We start from the raw sequence: 17,645 nt of genomic DNA, 5'->3' as shown, positions 1-17,645 counted from the left end.
AGGTTTTCAATGCGTAGGCAGGCAATAGCATTGGGCATCGGGCTTGCACTGTTGTGCAATGCATCCGCGCGCGCGCAGCTCGCCCCGCAGGTCAACCCCGGCGCCATCCAGACCGACATCGATCGCCAGCGGCAGCAACTCGAGCGGCAGAGCCAACCGCCCAAGCTCCAGGGCCCGGGCGTGGTCGGCGGCGAGCGGGAAAAGACCCAAACCCTGAAACCAGGTGGTCCAAAATTCCTGCTGCGCAAGCTTGAATTCGATTCATCCAAGTTCATCACGCCCGAAGAGCTCGACGAGATTGCGAAGAAATATATCGGCAAGAACGCCGATATCGCGACGCTTCAGCAGGTCGTAGCCGACATAAACGCGGTCTATGCCGAACGCGGGATCGTCACAGGGATCGCGACGCTGCCGGATCAGGATGCCAAGGGCGGGATCGTTCGTATCAAGCTGACGGAAGGTCGTCTGCAAAAGACCACCATCGAGGGCAACAAGCAGACGTCGACGTCTTATATCCTGCCGCGCGTCCAGGCGCCGGAAGGTGAAGTCCTCGATGTGCCGAAGCTCAACCGCGATGTGATCTGGTTCAATCGAACCAACGACGTGCAGATCAAGGCGTTGTTGCAGCCGGGGACCAGCTTCGGCCTGACCGACCTGCAATTCGCCGTTATCGAACCACCCACCGATACACTGCAATTATTTACCGACAATCAGGGTGTCCAGAACACAGGCCGGTTCGAGGGCGGCGCGTTTTACCGGCGTCACGGCCTGTTCGGCGTGGACGATCGCCTGACGTTCTATGGGGTGAGGTCGGACGGAAATCTCAACGGCAACGTCGCCTACAACATTCCGGTAAACCCCTGGGGGGGCCGCGTCGGCCTGAGTTACACGCAAGGCAAGATCAAGATCATCGACGGACCGTTCGTCGCGCTCGACGTAACCGGGCGGTCGACCCAGGCCTCCATCAATTTCAGCCAGCCGGCCTGGGTTACCCAGAATTGGCTGCTGCTGCTCAACGCGGCCCAGACCGACGGCAATACGGTAAGCCGGTTTAGCACCGTCGCGGTCACCAGCGACCGCTATCAGCGATCCACGGGCGGGTTTTCGTTGACCAATTCCGGCAACAATTATTCCATCACCGTCTCGCCGTCGATGAACTACATCGAGTGGCACGATTACATCCTGAACGGCAACCGAACCTTCAATACCTATACCGGCAGTGCGATAGCGTCGGTGGTGGGCCCTGCCAATTTCAGCGCCAATCTCTTGGGCAGCTGGCAATATTCGCCGACGAAGCTGTTGCCGGGCGACCAGATCTTTTCGATCGGCGGCCCGACCACCGTGCGCGGCTATCCCACCAATGCGGTGGCCGGCGACAGCGGCTACTACGTCAACGCTGAACTGCACTACAACTGGTCGGCCATTCTCAAGGGCCTGGACACGTATGTGTTCACCGATTGGGGCGCGGTGTACTCGACATTCCCCGGCATCGTGGAATTGGCTTCGATCGGGGTGGGTTTCTCGTGGACGATGGCGCCCTCGCTGACGTTCGAGGGCAGCTATGCAACGCCCCTGAAACTGGCGATCTCCACCCAGCGGCACTACGAATACTATGGCCGGTTTATCTTCCGGCCCCTGCGGATGTTCCCCAAGCAGAACGTGCCCGGATAGGCACGCGGCCAGGATTCTGGCGAACCGCCCCGAAACATCTCCGGCAATGCTCTGACGTCCACCTTGGCCGCGTTGCCATTCTCGACGCGCGTCCGAGAAATGCTATGCAGGGCACCTGAGCGATTTCCAGGGAGTTCGTACGATGCCCACCCCATCGAGGCGCGTCGCCGTCGTCGGCCTTGGTCCGATCGGGCGTAAGGTTGTGGAAGCCCTGGATCAAGGCATCGACGGTCTGGTCCTCGCGGCGGTATCGGTACAGGACCCGGCGAAGCATGGCGATTTTCTCGCCAAGTTGAAGCGTTCGCCCGCCGTCTTGCCAATCGACGAGCTCTGCGCAGCGGCCGATATCGTGATTGAGTGCGCACCCAGCAAGCTCGTTCGATCGATTGTCATCCCGTTCGTGAGCCGCGGAAAGACCGCGATCGTCCTGAGCGTGGGCGCGCTTCTCGAGAACGATGATCTCATTGCGCTGGCCAGGCAGAACGGCGGCCAGATCGTGGTGCCGACCGGTGCGCTGATCGGTCTCGACGCCGTCACCGCCGCGGCGGAAGGCAATATCCAGTCGGTCAGGATGGTGACGCGAAAGCCGCTCAACGGCCTCGCCGGGGCTCCCTATCTGGTCGAAAACAACATCGACATTGCCGGCATCACCGAGCCCTTGAAGATTTTCGAGGGCACTGCGCGGGACGCCGCCAAGGGCTTTCCGGCGAATCTCAATGTTGCCGTGGCGCTTTCGCTGGCGGGCCTTGGGCCCGACCGGACCACGCTGCAGATCTGGGCCGACCCGACCGTGACCCGAAACGTGCACCGCGTTGAAGTGGAATCGGATTCCGCACGCTTTTCGATGACGATAGAAAACATTCCCTCGGAAAACCCCAAGACCGGCCGCATCACGGCACTTTCGGTCATTGCATATTTGCGCAAGCAGGGCGCAGCATTGCGCGTCGGAACCTGAGCGCTTCGGGATCAGGTCGTCACGGGCAGGGCAGGCGCCTCACTTCGTCAAGGCCATCCATCGCTCCGTGGCCCCGATCGCCGCCACCCAAAGCTGATCCGCAGGCTGACCGCGGTGCAGCGCCTTGCCGACCTCGCAGATCGCCATGAACGCCCCAGAGCGCGCCTCTTCGACCTCCAGCGGCTGCTCGCCGCTTCCCTGTACCAGGCCGACCAGCCCGTTCAGTATCGGCAAGGCCTGTTGGGCCGGCTGATCTTCGGCGGCTTTCAAGGCGTCCAGCACGCGCGTCGCTTTTTCGAGATCACTCATGGCCACTTGCAAACTCGAGGGATGAAGAGCCCAGGATAGGAATGGATAATCGTCCAATATTGGCGGAAGGGGTGTCCTGTCAACCTCGTTGGCATTGCTTATCTTTTCTCGTCGTCCGATCAAGACCGACGGTCTAGGCTACGGCTGGAGGAGGCTAATCCAACTAGAGGAAGTGCGAACCCATCGCCGTTAAGTGGCCACAGAGGTGACAGAGCGACCGCAAGCACGTTGTCGCACCAGACTCGAAAGCGTAATATTCCGGCGGCAGGGTTGTAATGGGCTGCATCGAACATCCGATTCCGGCTTGTGGCCCGACATCGTAGGACAACGGGGTACGCCCTCTGGGGTACGCCCTCCAGCGGGAGCACGCCTTGCCTTCCAGACGGAAAATGCGCCAGAATGAGACACGCGCGTTGGGCGCCTGACAGCTGCTCATAAAACGGCGACGCACACCGAACTCGCCGTTTCGTTCAAACTGGCAGCGTCGATGCCATCGGTAGGCACCGCAGTGACGGCGCCGGAGTTCGCGTGCTCAATTAGACCTTGGATAATTCGTCGGCACTTTGCGCTGCTTCGACATGCTCACGATCCTGAGCCGGATCGGCGCGATGGAAAGTGCGATCACCGGACATAGCCCTGCGGCATAGGCTTCGAGATGACGCTAAGGCCTTGGGAGATTAGCCGGCGGAGTTAAAATGGGTTTGGTCATTGCTCTTTTGGGCGCGTCAATGATTGGACGCAAGGATGGCTGTTTCCACCAAAGCTCTGCTTGAGACAGTCGATCAGATCTACCTGGCGGGCTGCGATCCTGCGCGCTGGCCGGAGGTGGTCGCGAGTTGCCAGAGCCTGTTTCCAGGCACGGCCTTCAGTTTCTTCATTAGCCTGGATGGCCTTGGGCATGATCCGATCTCAACCACGACCGGCTGGGACCCGGACTGGATCAGGCAGTACTTCGAGCATTTCCCTAAGTTGAACCCGTTTAATGACTTGCTGCGGTCCAACGTGGGGCAGGTGGTGCGGGAATCTCACCTCGTCAGTCGGGATTGGCTGGAGCGGCAGCCATTCTACCAGGAATGGCTGAAGCCCGCGGGCAACTATACCCATGGCGCCAATCTGACGCTGGCACGCGATTCCGGGTCATTAGCGCGGCTCAGCATCGACATTCCAGAACGTTTTTCGCACCTCGAAGCGCCGGCCACTGAATTCCTGCAACGTGTAGGCTCGCACTTTTTACGTGCGTTCGCGTTGACCTCGTGCCTGCATGCCGCGCGGGTTGCCGAAGCGGGATTGCAGGGGCTGCTGGATCGAGTCTCGGGGGCCGCATTCCTGGTGCACCAGCCGCGCAAGGTGGTGGCCGTCAATCAACGCGCCGTCGTTTTGCTTGAGCAAGGTCTGCTCCTGCGCATCTCGCCAGCATCGGAGCTGATGTTCGCCGCGCATCATACCGACGAGAAGCTTCGTCACGCGCTCCAAAGTGCTTTTGCGTCCCCCACGCTATCTCCGGCGAACTTCACAGTGATGAATGGGAGCAGTAAACGCTACGCGGTTCTCGTGTTGCCGTTCAGGACCTCAAGGACGCTCGCCACGGTTGGCGCGGATCGCGGGCTTGCCCTCGTATTGATCAACGACCGACGACGTGCGCCAGTGCCTCCGAGCGAGTTGCTCAAGAGCCTCTATGGGCTGTCGCATGCCGAAGCGAATGTCGTCCTGCGCATCACTGAGGGCAACAGTATGCAGACCGCTGCCGATCGGCTTGGCATATGTCGCGCAACCGCGCGTAATCAGCTGGCAGCTGCCATGGCCAAGCTCGGCGTGCATCGGCAGGCGGAGTTGGTTGGCGTCGTGGCAGCCGTCGCGCCGCGTCTGGACCTCGACCCGGACGAGTGACTGGAGAACGGTGCCATGCGGAGCTTCCACGAGAGAGAACTCCCGCGACTGCTCGATCTGCTCTACGACGCGGCGCTTGATCCCGAACGATGGCAGGCATTCCTCGATGCGCTGCCTGGCGCATTTGGTGGCGCGTGGGGCGTCTTGCACTCCTATGATGTGGCTACGGCAGCGGCACCTTCGTTCCGACATTTCGGGGACGATCCCGCATTCAACTCGTCATATGCAGACTATTTCCACAGCATTAATCCTTACCCACCGGCACGCTTCGAAGCCATCCCTGTCGGAAAGGTAATTCGCGCGAGCGACTTTCTGGACGCCGAGTTCGTTGAACGCACCGAGTTCTACGCCGACTTTATGAAGCCGCTGGGCATCACCGCCGATCATTTGGGTGTATCGCTCCACAACGACGGGAACGGCGTGACGCTTCTTGCCATCTGTCCGCACGCATCGGTGTATCGCAAAAACAGGGAGACATACGAATACCAGTTCGCGCTGCTGGTGCCACACCTGATGCGTGCCGTCGAGATCAATCGCGTCATGGCGGCTGCGCGCACTGCGGAGCGAGCGCTTGGGACCAGCCTTGATGCGCTGAAGCTCGCAGCGTTCGTGGTCGATGGGGCCGGGCGGCTCCTGCTCGCCAATCAAAAGGCTGAAGACCTGTTGCGACGCGAAAGTGTGCTGCGCACGGATCATTCGAAGCGGCTGCGTGCTGCCAATTGCACGGAGAATGTAGCGTTCGAAGCCGCAATTTCACACGCCTTCCGCCCGCCGACGGCGCTCACGACGCAGCCAGTCCGTTTGACCTCGCGCGCGTCCGGACAGGCGTTCATCGCCTGGGCCGTGCCCATGCGGTCGGAGCAACCAAACGGACCGAACCATCGCTCGCAATTTATGCTCGATCTCCGCGGCGAGACGACCGTTCTTGTGCTCGTGGTCGCGGCCGAGTGTGCGTTATCCATTCCTCCAGAGGCGATCCAGGCGGCCTTCAAATTGTCCGCCGCCGAGGCGCGGCTCGTCAGCGCGCTGATCGCGGGCCAGACGCTGGCGGAATATGCCCGCGACAGCGGGCACTCGCGCAACACCGTGCGCAACCAGCTCGCGTCCGCTCTCGAAAAGACCGACACGCGGCGGCAAGCTGAGCTCGTGGCCGCGATCGTCGGAACGCTGGGCATACTCGGATGTCGGTGAGACTCCGGCGCTGCATCTGGACCTGGAGCCGAACGAGTAATGGGACGTGCCGGATTGATATCGAGGTATTCGTGCTCGACATCCTTGGTCGCGTGGTATTCTCCAATCGCGCGGGGCAATGTCTCCTTGGTGATGGACTTGACATCGTCGATCAGCGGCTGCGCATCCACGCGGCGGTCGACGCTGCGATCGGGCAGGTGTCGAGCCGTGGCGCGCGCCGAGCAACACTTGATCCCAAACCCATCCTGGTTGAACGACCCAGGTCACATCGCTCCCTCGCCATTTATGTATTGCCCGTCGCCGGCCACGCGGTAGCGGCACACGAATTCCTGGTCCATGCACACGCCGTCGTCCTTGCGATCGACCGGTCGTCCATTGGACCGCCCGACCCAAGTGTCGTCCGCGATGTTTTTGACGTTCGGCGAGGCCAAGGTTGCGGCCCTTGTTGGCTCCGGTCTCTCTGCAAGGGAGACGGCCGAGAAGCTCGGAATACCGAACGAAACTGTCCGAAATGTCCTGAAGCGGGTGTTCTACAAGGTCGGTGTGTCCCGGCAGAACGAGCTCGCCGCGCTGCTGTCGAAGCTTGTATTGCACTGACGCTGGCCACGGTTCGCGGATTGTGGCATTTCGCGTCTCGCTGAGGTTACCCAGGCAAATGGCTCCGTGGCTGCACGCGACCTTGGCATGTTGACCGTCTTGGCTGGTCCCGACGCTCAATCGTGGGTGCCCCTTTCCAAGCAAATTTCTGGGACATTCAGATCCGAAGGGTATGCGGGGTTCGCAGGGTTACGCGATCCTCGCTAGACCCACTTGGGTCAAGCCCACCCCACGCAACCTCGATAGGCTTACCTCGAACGAGGTACAGGGCGATTGGTACATTTGCATCATTCGCGCCGCTCGCAGCCTGTTCAGAATTCGAGCGCTCAGCCGCCCAAGAAAACAAAAATCAGACGCGGCCACTGAGGGGAGGTTGCAATGGCGGTACAATTGATCGGCAGCGAGTTCCTGGTCAACACCTCGACGGCAAACGATCAGTCCCAGCCAATCATCACCGCGCTGGCCGACGGGCGTTTTGTCGTCGCGTGGACTGATGACAGCCCGACGAGCGGCGCTGCCGTGCGCGCGCAGGTCTTCAACGCCGACGGCACGCCGTCCGGGTCCGAGTTCCTGGTCAACACCGTGACGACTAGCCTGGTTAGGCCCGCCATAGCCGCCCTGGCCGACGGGCGTTTCGTCATCGCGTGGGACGATTTCGACGCGGTCGTCGGGTACGAAGTGCGGGCGCAGGTATTCGACGCCGACGGCGCGCCGTCTGGCTCCGAGTTTCCCGTCAACACCACAACGGCAAGTCAGCAAGTTGAGCCCGTAGTCACTGCCCTGGCCGACGGGCATTTCGTGGTCGCGTGGATGGATGTCAGTGAGACGGGCGGCGACACGTCCTCGTGGGCGGTGCGGGCGCAGGTATTCAACGCCGACGGCGCGCCCTCCGGGTCCGAGTTCCTGGTCAACACGACTACGGCAAGCTTTCAGTACCTGCCAACCATCACCGCGCTGGCCGACGGGCGTTTTGTCGTCGCGTGGATCGATGACAGCCGGACGGGCGGCGACACGTCCGGGCTCGCCGTGCGGGCGCAGATATTCAACGCCGATGGCGCGCCGTCCGGATCCGAACTCCTGGTCAACAGCACGACGGCAGGCAATCAGTCCGACCCAACCATCACCGCGTTGGCCGACGGGCGTTTTGTGATCGCGTGGACCGATGACAGCCAGACGGGCGACGACACGTCCTTGTCGGCGGTGCGGGCGCAGGTGTTCGACGCCGATGGCGCGCCGTCCGGCTCCGAGTTCCTGGTCAACACCACAATGACAGGTAACCAAGTTGAGCCCGCAATCACCGCCCTGACCGATGGGCGATTTGTCGTCGCTTGGACTGATGCCAGTCAGGCGGGCGGCGACACGTCCGGCGCTGCCGTGCGGGCGCAGATCTTCGAAATCAGCCCCGACAACCAGGCGCCCGCCATCACGTCGGACGGCGGCGGTGACACGGCAACCGACTCGGTCGCCGAGAACGAAACGCCCGTCACGACGGTTACGGCCACCGACCCGGATCCCGGTCAGTCGCTCATCTACGCGATCACTGGTGGGGCGGACGCGAGCCTGTTCACCATCGACGCCAACACCGGCGCGCTTTCGTTCAACATAGCCGCCGACTTCGAGGCACCCGCCGACGCCGGCGGCAACAACATCTACGACGTCACGGTTCAAGTCTCCGACGGCGCCGGCGGCACCGACACGCAGGCGATTGCCGTCTCCGTAACCAATCATAACGAGGCGCCGGCAGCCGGCGCCGACAACCTGGATGCGATCAGGCTGCAGGAGCGCGCCTACAATCTCAACCCGGTGAATGGTCACTGGTATCGCATCGAACAGGGCGCGCTGACCGGCGCGCTGACCTACGAGCAGGCAAGAGCCCAGGCCGCCAGCTACGGCGGCTATCTCGCCACCATCACCGACGGCCAGGAGAACGCCTTCATCCATGGCCTGGTCCAGGGCGTTCAGCTCAACCCATCGATCTCCGATCCATTTGCGAACCGCGGCGCGTGGCTCGGCGGCACGGATGCAGCGGTCGAGGGCACCTGGGTGTGGGAGACGGGCCCGGAGACGGGACAGGCGTTCTGGCAGGCACCCGGCACGACCTTCATCTACGCCAGCTGGAACCCGGTCGAGCCGAACAACGCCGGAAACGAAGACCATGTCTTCATGGGCAACAACGGCAACTGGTACGACTTCCCCGGTCCGAACGCGGTCGCCGGCTACGTCGTCGAGACCGAGATCGGCCGGCCGGGCGACGGCTCCTTCACCAACGAGGATACGGCTCAGACGATCGCCGCGGCGACACTGCTCGCCAACGACAGCGATGTCGATGCCGGCACGACGCTCGCACTCACTGGCGTCAGCGCCATCAGTGCGTTCGGCGCCACGGTGACGCTCAACGGTTCGACCATCTCCTACGATCCGAGCAGCGCGGCTCAGCTGCAGGCACTCGCCGCAGGCCAGTTTGCGACGGACACCTTCACCTACACCGTCAGCGACGGCCAGGGCGGCACGTCGACCGCGACCGTGACGCTGACCGTATCCGGGCTCGACGATGCGCCCGTGAATAACGCGCCGGCTTTCCTCGGCGGTGACGGCACGGTGACCACGGCTATCGGCACGTCTGACGACTTCGGTCGCGGCATCGCGCTGCAGCCCGATGGCAAGATCCTCGTGGCCGGCCGAAGCACTGACGGCACCAGTAACGACTTCGCCCTGACCCGCTACAACGTCGACGGCAGTCTCGATACGAGCTTCGGTAGCGACGGCAAGGTGACAACGCCGATAGGTGCGTCCGACGACCATGGCTTCAGCGTTGTCGTGATGCCCGACGGCAGGATTGTTGTGGCGGGCCACGCAGCCATCGGCTCGACCGTCGATTTTGCCGTAGTGCGCTACAACGCCGACGGCAGTCTCGACACGACGTTCGACGCTGACGGCGTTGTCACAACGAGCGTGGGTTCTTTCGACGATTTCGGCCAAAGCATCGCGTTGCAGCCTGACGGCAAGTTCCTGGTTTCAGGCTATACGTTCAATGGCTCTGAATTCGATTTCTCCCTCGTTCGCTACAACGCCGACGGCAGTCTCGACACCGGCTTCGGCAGCGGCGGCAAAGTGATCACGGACATCGCCTTCCACGACGCCAGCTACAGTGTGGCACTGCAGCCCGACGGCAAGATCCTGATTGCGGGCCACAGCTTCACCGGGGCCGGGCCCAATGATTTCGCTCTTGCTCGCTACAATGCTGACGGCAGCCTAGACACGAGCTTCAGTGGCGACGGCAAGCTAACGACAGACTTCGGCTCCACCAATGACGTCGGCCAAGGCGTCGCCATCCAATCCGACGGCAAGATCGTGGTCGCAGGCGTCAGCTCAGGCGGCTCCGGCTTCGACTTCGCGGTCGCCCGGTACAATGTCGATGGCACGCTCGACACCACGTTTGATGCCGACGGCCGAGTGAAGACTGACTTCCTGCTGGGGGACGACTCCGGCACCGGCGTCACCGTGCAGCCCGATGGCAAGATTTTGGTGGCCGGCAGTAGCTTCAACGGCACCAATACCGATTTCGCGCTCGTTCAATACAACGCCGATGGTAGCCTTGATGAGAGCTTTGGCAACGGCGGCAAGGCGACGACGCAGATCGGCGTCGGGGCGGACGAAGGCTACAGCATCAAGGTGCAGCCCGACGGAAAGATTCTGGTGTCGGGATTCAGCAACAACGGCTCGAACGCCGACTTCGCGCTTGTCCGCTACAACGCTGACGGCAGCCTGGATGCTACTTTCGACTCGCCGGCAACCGTGGCGGTATCAATCGCGGAGAATACGACTGCGGTCACGAGCCTGGCCGCCACCGACCCCGATGCCGGACAAACGCTCACCTATTTCGTCGTCGGCGGCGCCGATGCATCGAAGTTCACGATCAACGCTACGACCGGCGCGCTGGCCTTCACCGCGGCGCCGAGTTTCGAGACACCGACCGACGCGGGCGGCAACAACACCTACGACATCACGGTGCAGGTTTCCGACGGCCAAGGCGGCACCGACATGCAAGCCGTTGCGGTGACCGTGACGAACGTGGATGAGATCGCACCCACGGTCGCGAGCATCACGCGCAACGACGCCACGACCACCAGCTCCCAAGTGGTGCACTACACGGTGACGTTCTCCGAGCCGGTGACGGGCGTCGACGCGAGCCAGTTCTCGCTGACGACGACCGGTGCCTTGACCGGCGCCAGCATCGCCGGCGTGACCTCAGTATCGGGCAGCGGTGGCGCGCAGTACGTCGTCGCAGTCGATACAGGCGCAGGCGACGGCACGGTCACCCTTGGCGTCACGGGAGCGAACGTGTGCGACCTTGCCGGCAATGGTCTCGCCGGCGGCGCGTTCCAATTGGCGTCGTCAATCCCTGGCGCCAGTGGCCACGTCACGAGCGCGGACTTCGACGGCGACGGCAATCAAGATCTCGTAACCGAATCTTCGACCTCGGAGGTGTCGGTGTGGCTCGGCAATGGCGACGGCACGTTCCAGCCGGCCGCCATCTACGACGCCGGGCACGATCTCAATGGCATTTCGGTCGCTGATCTCAACAACGACGGCTGGATCGATCTCGCCATATCGAATGGCGGCGGCAGCGGTGCAGTCGCTGTTCTTCTCGGCAATGGCGACGGAACTTTCCAAACGGCGATTTCATCTCCGACAAACAGCTCTCATGCCACCAATTCGGCGATCGCAGACCTGAACGATGACGGGAACCTTGATATCCTTGTGGCGCGAAACGCCTTTGGTGGCGATGTTTCTGTGTTGCTCGGCAACGGCGACGGCACATTCAATGCGCTGACGGCATTGCCGTCGCATTCGGATGTCACTGGTGTTGCAGCAGCCGATCTCAATGGCGACGGCATTGAGGACGTCGCTTTCTCCAATGTCCCCGGAGCGTTTGGCATCCAGGTCTATATTGGCGCCGGCGACGGATCGTTCACCGAAGCGCCCGGCGTTCCGGCCGCCACACACACTCTCTCGGTGGCGCTCGATGATCTTGATGGCGACAGCGACAACGATCTGGCCTTCACGTCTTATGACGGCACGGTGTCGGTGGCGCTGGGGAACGGCGATGGAACGTTTGGATCGGTCGTTTCCTACACAGTCGGCCTGCCAAGCGACGGCGTTGGTCCAGGCAACGTAACAATCGAAGATGTGAACGGCGATGGCGCAGGCGACCTTCTGGTCGCCAGTCCCCTTCTGAATAGTCTGGCGATCCTCCTCGGCAATGGCGACGGCAGCTTCCAGGCGGCGCAACAAGCCGCAACAGGTGGTGATGTCTCCGGCTGGGTATCTGTCACCGATCTCAATGGCGATGGGCGCCCCGATGCGGCCGTCGCCAATTTCGGCTCGAATTCGATCTCGATCCTGCAAAACGGCCCGCTGACTGTAGCGGGCCCAGCATACACAATCGACAAGAACGACGCGCCCTCCATCACGTCCAATGGCGGCGGGGCGACGGCCGTGACCTCGATCGCCGAGAACACGATGTTGGTGACGACGCTTGCGGCGACTGATCCGGATGCTGAGCAGACGCTCAGCTTCTCGATTATCGGTGGTGCGAACGCAAGCCTCTTTACGATTGACGCCAGCACCGGCGCACTGTCCTTCAGCACGTCACCCGATTTCGAGGCAGCCGCCGATGCAGGCGGCAACAACGTTTACGACGTCACCGTACAGGTCTCCGACGGCGCCGGTGGATTCGACACGCAGGCGATCGCAGTCACAGTGCAGAACGTGCCCGGCGTATCGCAGACGGGCAACGGATCCGCAAATACGCTGACGGGCACAGCCGAGGAAGACACGCTCAATGGTGCGGGCGGGAACGACACGTTGCGGGGGCTCGCAGGAAACGACGTGCTCATTGGCGGCGCTGGCGCCGACACACTCGATGGCGGAACTGGTGGAGACACGATGACCGGTGGAGCAGGCAACGACACATACGAGGTGGACACTCTGCAGGACATCGTGGTCGAGAATTCAGGCGAAGGCACCGATACCATCCGCTCCGCGCTCGCGGCGTTTTCCCTAGCCGCGATCGCCAACGTGGAGAACTTCACATTCGTCGGCACCGGAAATTTCGCTGGCACCGGCAGCGCGCTCGCCAATACCATCACCGGCGGTGCCGGCAATGACACGCTCGACGGAGCGACAGGGGCCGACCGGTTGGTCGGCCTTGGGGGGGATGACGCTTACTTTGTCGACAACGCGTCCGATGTCGTCGTCGAGGCGGCGAGTGCGGGTACAGACGGCGTGATGGCTGCGATCGCTGCTTATTCCTTGTCAGCAAACACCGAAAATCTGACCTATACCGGGACCGGCACTTTCAACGGGACCGGCAACGGCCTGGCCAACACGATCACCGGCGGCAGCAACGCTGACACCCTGTCGGGTGCGGGTGGGGATGACGTAATAATCGGCCTGAGTGGAAATGACACGATCAGCGGTGGTGCGGGGGACGACACCTTCGTTGCGAAAGCCGGCGACGGCAACGACAGCTACGCCGGCAATGGCGGAAGTGACACCTATAGTCTTGCCGGACTCACGGCTGGTGCGACCATCAACCTGACCACGGGGGCAGCGAGCAGCAGCGAGACGGGTACCGATAGCCTCAACGCGATCGAGAACGTGGTGGCAGGCTCCGGGCAGGACAGCATTACGGCCGCTAATGGGAAAAATGCGTTTACCGGCGGAGCAGACAACGACACCTTTGTCTTCGCAAGTACTGCCACCGCTGGCATTGGTGCCAATCGGGATCTGATCACCGACTTTTCGGCTGGGGATCGCATCGATCTGAGCGGAGTCGACGCCAACGGCAGCCAAGCCGGTACCCCTGACTTCGTGTTTATTGGCCAGATCACCAACATCGTCGGCGGCATCGGCCAACTCGGACGCGGCCAAGTTGGGTACCACTACGAGACGGACGCAAACGGCATCGAGCACACAATCGTGGAGGGTAACGTTGACGCCGATGCGGCGGCGGAATTTCAGGTCGACTTGGTCGGCCGTCACATACTTAGCGCAGGGGACTTCGTACTCTAAATGTGAACTGTCCATTGGCCGCAATTAACGGGAGAGAGCAATGACAATTTCTCACGCGCTTTTCGCATTGTCTTCGATTGCCGCCGTTTTGACGGCTACCACCGTGCAGGCGCAGAGCATTCCACCGGAAGGACCCGTGTCCGTCACATTTACGGCGACGCCAATTCCGCTCCCCAAGTCGATGCCGATTGGCGCCGGCAAGGAGTTTGACCTGCTGAACCAAGCGATGACAGCAACGAACGACGCGGGAAACCCTGTGCTCAACAACATGGGTGGACGCTGCCAGTTTAGCAGGCTCAGGGATCCGTCCGCGAAGACGGTGGAAGTGCACGGGTTCTGCACTTATGTCGACAAGGACGGCGATCAAACTTTTGAACAATGCGATTTCGTGCCGGGGCAACCCAATAACTGCAAGATAACTGGCGGGACCGGCAAATTCGACGGACTCCAGGCCGCGCTCGTCATTACCATCAACCCGCTCAAGGGCAACTTCGACGGCATCAGTCAAGTCATTGGCCATAAGAAAGGCACGTACAAGTTTGTCAAAACTAACTGAGACCAGCTGAATTTCGTGGCTACTTGTGTGCCAAGCGAGGTCCGCGATTTATAACTGCGCCGTACAGCCGTGTACCTTGCTTGTCATTGGCTATGCGTGAGGAAATTCATGAGACGCGTATTTAATTCTCGGTCGCAAGCCAAAGCTAACTGGACACCAGCGTAGGGAGGCAATCGCTCGGAGGGAGGCGGGCGAGGTGCTAACGGACATTGCGCGGTCGTATAATGTCAGTCACGATAAGTAGAGTGAGTTGATTTCGCTATGGGAAGATCAGGAGATCGGTTGACGAGGCATTCGTTGATTTCTAGCCGACTTCTTAGCGCCTTATTCCCTACCGCCGTGGCTTTCAACCGTAGCTTTGCTGCTGCGTTCTGCCGAGCGTTCCGAAATGTGAACGATTCCAATTCGTTTTTCAGGTGAGTAGGGAGGATGGACGTTCCGGCGCAAGGCTCTGCTCTTGTTGGGGATTCCGAACAATGGCGAACAAGGGAGAACAGTATACTGGCGGAAGGGGTGGGATTCGAACCCACGGTACCCTTGCAGGCACGCCGGTTTTCAAGACCGGTGCCTTAAACCACTCGGCCACCCTTCCGTCTTTGGATGTCAGCGACTTAGCAGGGGCGTGCCGCCGGGGAAAGCGTCATTTCGCGCGGTGAGGATGCCATCCCGCCCAGTAATGCGGAAGGCCGTCGTCCTAGCCCAGCGCGAACGCCAGCAAGCTCGAGCACAGCAGCACCAGGCTGGCCGTGGTCAGTGCGAGGAATCCGTTGGAGACCAAATCGTGGTTGCGCATGATACACCTGCCACTCTGGATGCTCGTCCGAATTTATTAAAGCTTTCCGAATCTCCCGCCTCGAAAGAGGTGATGCGTCTTTCTGCCCGGGGCCAAAGCCACCGGCAGGACCTGAAAGTCAGGCCCGGGAACGATAGCCTTCGAATGCATGAGCCAGGAAAATCGCCGCGCTCACCAAGCCCATAATCGCTGTAACCGTCTCAATCATCGCACAAATCCTTTGCGCCCCTGCACGCACAGAACGACTGCGGCGTTGCACAGTCAAAAAGATTCAGTGGCCGAAACGACAGATCCGGGCCGAGTGATGATTTGCTGCAACAGATTGTCCGAATGCGGGACAGGGCAGGGAAGCCTTGGTGGCGGTCGTCACAATGAAGCCCGTAAATCGCCGGGGGACCGAGGCAAACCCGAGGCGACGGTGGATAGCAACCATTGATTCACCACGGCGGCGCGCACCGCATTTCCGCCGTGTTCGGGTTGCGATATCTTTACGACTTGGTGCGGAGGTGGGCCGTATCAAGGAATCAGGCCCTGCAGCCTCAACGTAGGCATGCGGCCGTGGGAATGGTAATTGGGGCAGATGGGGATTCGACGGCCGAAATCGATGGTCCGGGTGGCGCGTGGCGCTGCTGCCGTGGCCGCCTGCGTCCTCCTCGCCAATTGCGCCTCGTCGGGCAAGTTCGCGAGCCGCGTCGATCCCAAATACGGCGTCTCCTCGAGCCCCCGGGTGGTGGCGATGGGCGAGCCCGTGCCGAAGGGCGGCGGCACTTACCGAATCGGCAAGCCCTACACCGTTGCGGGGCGGGTCTATGTGCCCGAGGAAGACCCTGACTATCGCGCGGAAGGCATGGCCTCCTGGTATGGCGACGATTTCCATGGCCGGCTGACCGCCAATGGCGAAGTATTCGACATGCTCTCGCTGACGGCAGCCCATCCAACGCTGCCGATCCCCAGCTACGCCCGCGTCACCAACTTGCGTAACGGCAAATCGCTGGTGGTTCGCGTCAATGATCGCGGCCCATACCATGGCAATCGCCTCATAGACGTGTCGAACAAGGCGGCTGAACTGCTTGATTTTAAAAGCAATGGCGTCGCCAAGGTCCGCGTCGAATATGTCGGGCGAGCCCCCCTGGAGGGTTCCGACGACCGCCAGCTGATGGCGACCTTGCGGACCGGCGTTCCGGCGCCGTCACCATCCACAGTGCGTGTGGCTTCCGCCCGGCCGTTCGTTCCCGAGATGCCGTCCTCCGCGGGCCGGATCCGGGGCGAGGTTCCGATGCCGGAGGGGCGGCCCTATAGCCTCGGCAACACGTCGGCCGACTACGCCTCGATCAATGCGACCTCTGAAATGTCGACGTCGAACCGCACCCGGGGCCGGGCGCTGGAAAACCCACGGGCGGTCTCTTACGAAAACGAGGCGGGCTATACGGCCGCGCCTCGCGCAGCCTATCTGCCGATCGATCCGCGGGGCCCGAGCGAGGTTCTGAGCGGGCGCGGGCTCTACTGATTCTTCAGGAAGGCGATCAACGCGGCGTTGACCTCATCGGGCCGTTCCTGCTGAACCCAGTGACCGGCGCCGTCGATGATCAGCTTTTGCCGCAGGTTAGGCAGCACCCGCTCCAGTTCGGTAACGCGCTTGGCGCCGATCAGGCCGGTGATGACGGAATCTTTCGATCCCGCAACGAACAATGACGGCTGATGGATCTGCGCCCCCTGCCAGGGGGCGGTCAGTTCCCAGTTGCGGTCGAGATTGCGGTACCAGTTCAGTCCGCCGCGGAAGCCCGACTTCCGATAGACCTTGGCAAAATAGGCGATGTCGGCCTCATCAAGCCAATCCGGCAGCTTCACGACGGGGCTGATGTTGCCGAGAAAGCCCTTGCCCTCGGTGATGTAGAGCGCGGCCGGGTCGGACACCCCGCGCCCGAGCACCAGGCGCATGGTCCAGGCGACGTCCCGCTCGAATTCGGCCTCGGCAACGCCGGGGGTCTGAAAGTATTGCCAATAGAAGTTGGTGATTCCACCCTCGCGCAGGCTCTCCAGCGGCCGGCCCCGGCCGCGGAACGGGGGCGGGACGCTGAGGCCCGCGACTTTCGTAAAGACGTCGGGGCGGAACATCGCCGCGTGCCAGGCAACCGGCGCGCCCCAGTCATGGCCGACAATGACGGCCTGCTTTTCGCCCAGCGCCGACACCAGCGCGACCATGTCGCCGACAGTGTCGAAGATGCTGTATGCTCCGACATCGGCGGGCGCGCTGCTGCGGCCAAAGCCGCGCATGTCCGGGGCCACGACATGGAAACCGGCTGCCGCGATCGCAGGGATCTGGTGCCGCCACGAATAGGACAATTCGGGCCAGCCGTGACAGAGCAGCACCAGCGGACCCTGACCTTCCTCGAGCACAAACAACTCGATCCCGCCTGCGGAAATGGTGCGTGAGGATGGCATCGCGTTTCCGCCCTGTTTTTCGTAACTTGTCGGGAAATTGCAGCGCCCCCGAAGGATACGGTCGTTTGGTCGGAGCCGCAATTGGATCGCCTGATCCACAAGTCCGAAAACCTGTGTTGTTTGCGATACTTCCAACTGTTAGAACGCCGGGATTCAGGACATCGCCA

General features: G+C 61.8%; 11 protein-coding genes and 1 tRNA gene. 9 read left to right on the top strand and 3 right to left on the bottom strand.

The window, feature by feature from the left end; genetic code table 11:
• The first annotated feature begins 9 nt into the window (after nt 1-9).
• Entirely contained in the window at nt 10-1,671 is a 1,662-nt protein-coding gene (locus JQ574_RS10635; protein WP_212208666.1) for a ShlB/FhaC/HecB family hemolysin secretion/activation protein, read from the top strand.
• A gap of 142 nt (nt 1,672-1,813) precedes the next feature.
• Nucleotides 1,814-2,626 carry an aspartate dehydrogenase gene (locus JQ574_RS10630; RefSeq protein WP_212208667.1) on the top strand — a complete coding sequence of 271 codons (813 nt, stop codon included), beginning with the start codon at nt 1,814-1,816 and terminating at the stop codon, nt 2,624-2,626.
• A gap of 39 nt (nt 2,627-2,665) precedes the next feature.
• On the opposite strand, the gene JQ574_RS10625 is transcribed toward JQ574_RS10630, so the two are convergent.
• Entirely contained in the window at nt 2,666-2,935 is a 270-nt protein-coding gene (locus JQ574_RS10625; protein ID WP_212208668.1) for a hypothetical protein, read from the bottom strand.
• A 744-nt stretch (nt 2,936-3,679) separates the two neighbouring features.
• Here JQ574_RS10625 and JQ574_RS10620 point away from each other — a divergent pair.
• From JQ574_RS10620 to JQ574_RS35485, 6 genes are all read left to right on the top strand, one after another.
• Nucleotides 3,680-4,822, top strand: coding sequence for a LuxR C-terminal-related transcriptional regulator (locus JQ574_RS10620; protein ID WP_212383488.1), 1,143 nt, complete (start codon nt 3,680-3,682; stop codon nt 4,820-4,822).
• 15 nt (nt 4,823-4,837) lie between these two features.
• Nucleotides 4,838-6,013, top strand: a complete 1,176-nt coding sequence (locus JQ574_RS10615; RefSeq protein WP_212208670.1) for a helix-turn-helix transcriptional regulator — start codon at nt 4,838-4,840, stop codon at nt 6,011-6,013.
• Nucleotides 6,014-6,418: 405 nt separating this feature from the next.
• Nucleotides 6,419-6,610 carry a LuxR C-terminal-related transcriptional regulator gene (locus JQ574_RS10610; RefSeq protein WP_212208672.1) on the top strand — a complete coding sequence of 64 codons (192 nt, stop codon included), beginning with the start codon at nt 6,419-6,421 and terminating at the stop codon, nt 6,608-6,610.
• Nucleotides 6,611-6,988: 378 nt separating this feature from the next.
• Nucleotides 6,989-13,687 (top strand): FG-GAP-like repeat-containing protein, encoded by a 6,699-nt coding sequence (locus JQ574_RS10605; RefSeq protein WP_212383486.1) that lies wholly within the window; start codon nt 6,989-6,991, stop codon nt 13,685-13,687.
• Between the two features lie 40 nt (nt 13,688-13,727).
• The gene (locus JQ574_RS10600; RefSeq protein WP_212208674.1) at nt 13,728-14,243 is read left to right on the top strand and encodes a hypothetical protein; all 516 of its coding nucleotides are present in this window, start codon (nt 13,728-13,730) and stop codon (nt 14,241-14,243) included.
• Between the two features lie 124 nt (nt 14,244-14,367).
• Entirely contained in the window at nt 14,368-14,487 is a 120-nt protein-coding gene (locus tag JQ574_RS35485) for a helix-turn-helix domain-containing protein (protein ID WP_212208797.1), read from the top strand.
• Nucleotides 14,488-14,745: 258 nt separating this feature from the next.
• Here JQ574_RS35485 and JQ574_RS10590 read toward each other — a convergent pair.
• Nucleotides 14,746-14,835: transfer RNA gene (locus JQ574_RS10590), tRNA-Ser, on the bottom strand.
• A 781-nt stretch (nt 14,836-15,616) separates the two neighbouring features.
• On the opposite strand from JQ574_RS10590, the gene JQ574_RS10585 reads away from it, so the two are divergent.
• On the top strand, nt 15,617-16,543 hold the full coding sequence (locus JQ574_RS10585) for a septal ring lytic transglycosylase RlpA family protein (RefSeq protein ID WP_212208799.1): 927 nt from the start codon (nt 15,617-15,619) through the stop codon (nt 16,541-16,543).
• On the opposite strand, the gene JQ574_RS10580 is transcribed toward JQ574_RS10585, so the two are convergent.
• On the bottom strand, nt 16,537-17,478 hold the full coding sequence (locus JQ574_RS10580; RefSeq protein WP_212208698.1) for an alpha/beta fold hydrolase: 942 nt from the start codon (nt 17,476-17,478) through the stop codon (nt 16,537-16,539). The genes JQ574_RS10585 and JQ574_RS10580 overlap by 7 nt on opposite strands.
• Nucleotides 17,479-17,645 lie beyond the last annotated feature (167 nt).

It is taken from the genome of Bradyrhizobium sp. AUGA SZCCT0158, assembly GCF_018130065.1.
Classification (GTDB): Bacteria; Pseudomonadota; Alphaproteobacteria; order Rhizobiales; family Xanthobacteraceae; genus Bradyrhizobium.
This window is presented reverse-complemented; position numbering and strand designations above follow the sequence as displayed.

Coding starts and splice junctions, on each gene's coding strand:
- JQ574_RS10580 (WP_212208698.1), bottom strand. CDS start 17,478: ATGCCATCCTCACGCACCATTTCCGCAGGCGGGATCGAGTTGTTTGTG.
- JQ574_RS10630 (WP_212208667.1), top strand. CDS start 1,814: ATGCCCACCCCATCGAGGCGCGTCGCCGTCGTCGGCCTTGGTCCGATC.
- JQ574_RS10620 (WP_212383488.1), top strand. CDS start 3,680: ATGGCTGTTTCCACCAAAGCTCTGCTTGAGACAGTCGATCAGATCTAC.
- JQ574_RS10610 (WP_212208672.1), top strand. CDS start 6,419: ATGTTTTTGACGTTCGGCGAGGCCAAGGTTGCGGCCCTTGTTGGCTCC.
- JQ574_RS10605 (WP_212383486.1), top strand. CDS start 6,989: ATGGCGGTACAATTGATCGGCAGCGAGTTCCTGGTCAACACCTCGACG.
- JQ574_RS10600 (WP_212208674.1), top strand. CDS start 13,728: ATGACAATTTCTCACGCGCTTTTCGCATTGTCTTCGATTGCCGCCGTT.
- JQ574_RS10625 (WP_212208668.1), bottom strand. CDS start 2,935: ATGAGTGATCTCGAAAAAGCGACGCGCGTGCTGGACGCCTTGAAAGCC.
- JQ574_RS10635 (WP_212208666.1), top strand. CDS start 10: ATGCGTAGGCAGGCAATAGCATTGGGCATCGGGCTTGCACTGTTGTGC.
- JQ574_RS10615 (WP_212208670.1), top strand. CDS start 4,838: ATGCGGAGCTTCCACGAGAGAGAACTCCCGCGACTGCTCGATCTGCTC.
- JQ574_RS10585 (WP_212208799.1), top strand. CDS start 15,617: ATGGGGATTCGACGGCCGAAATCGATGGTCCGGGTGGCGCGTGGCGCT.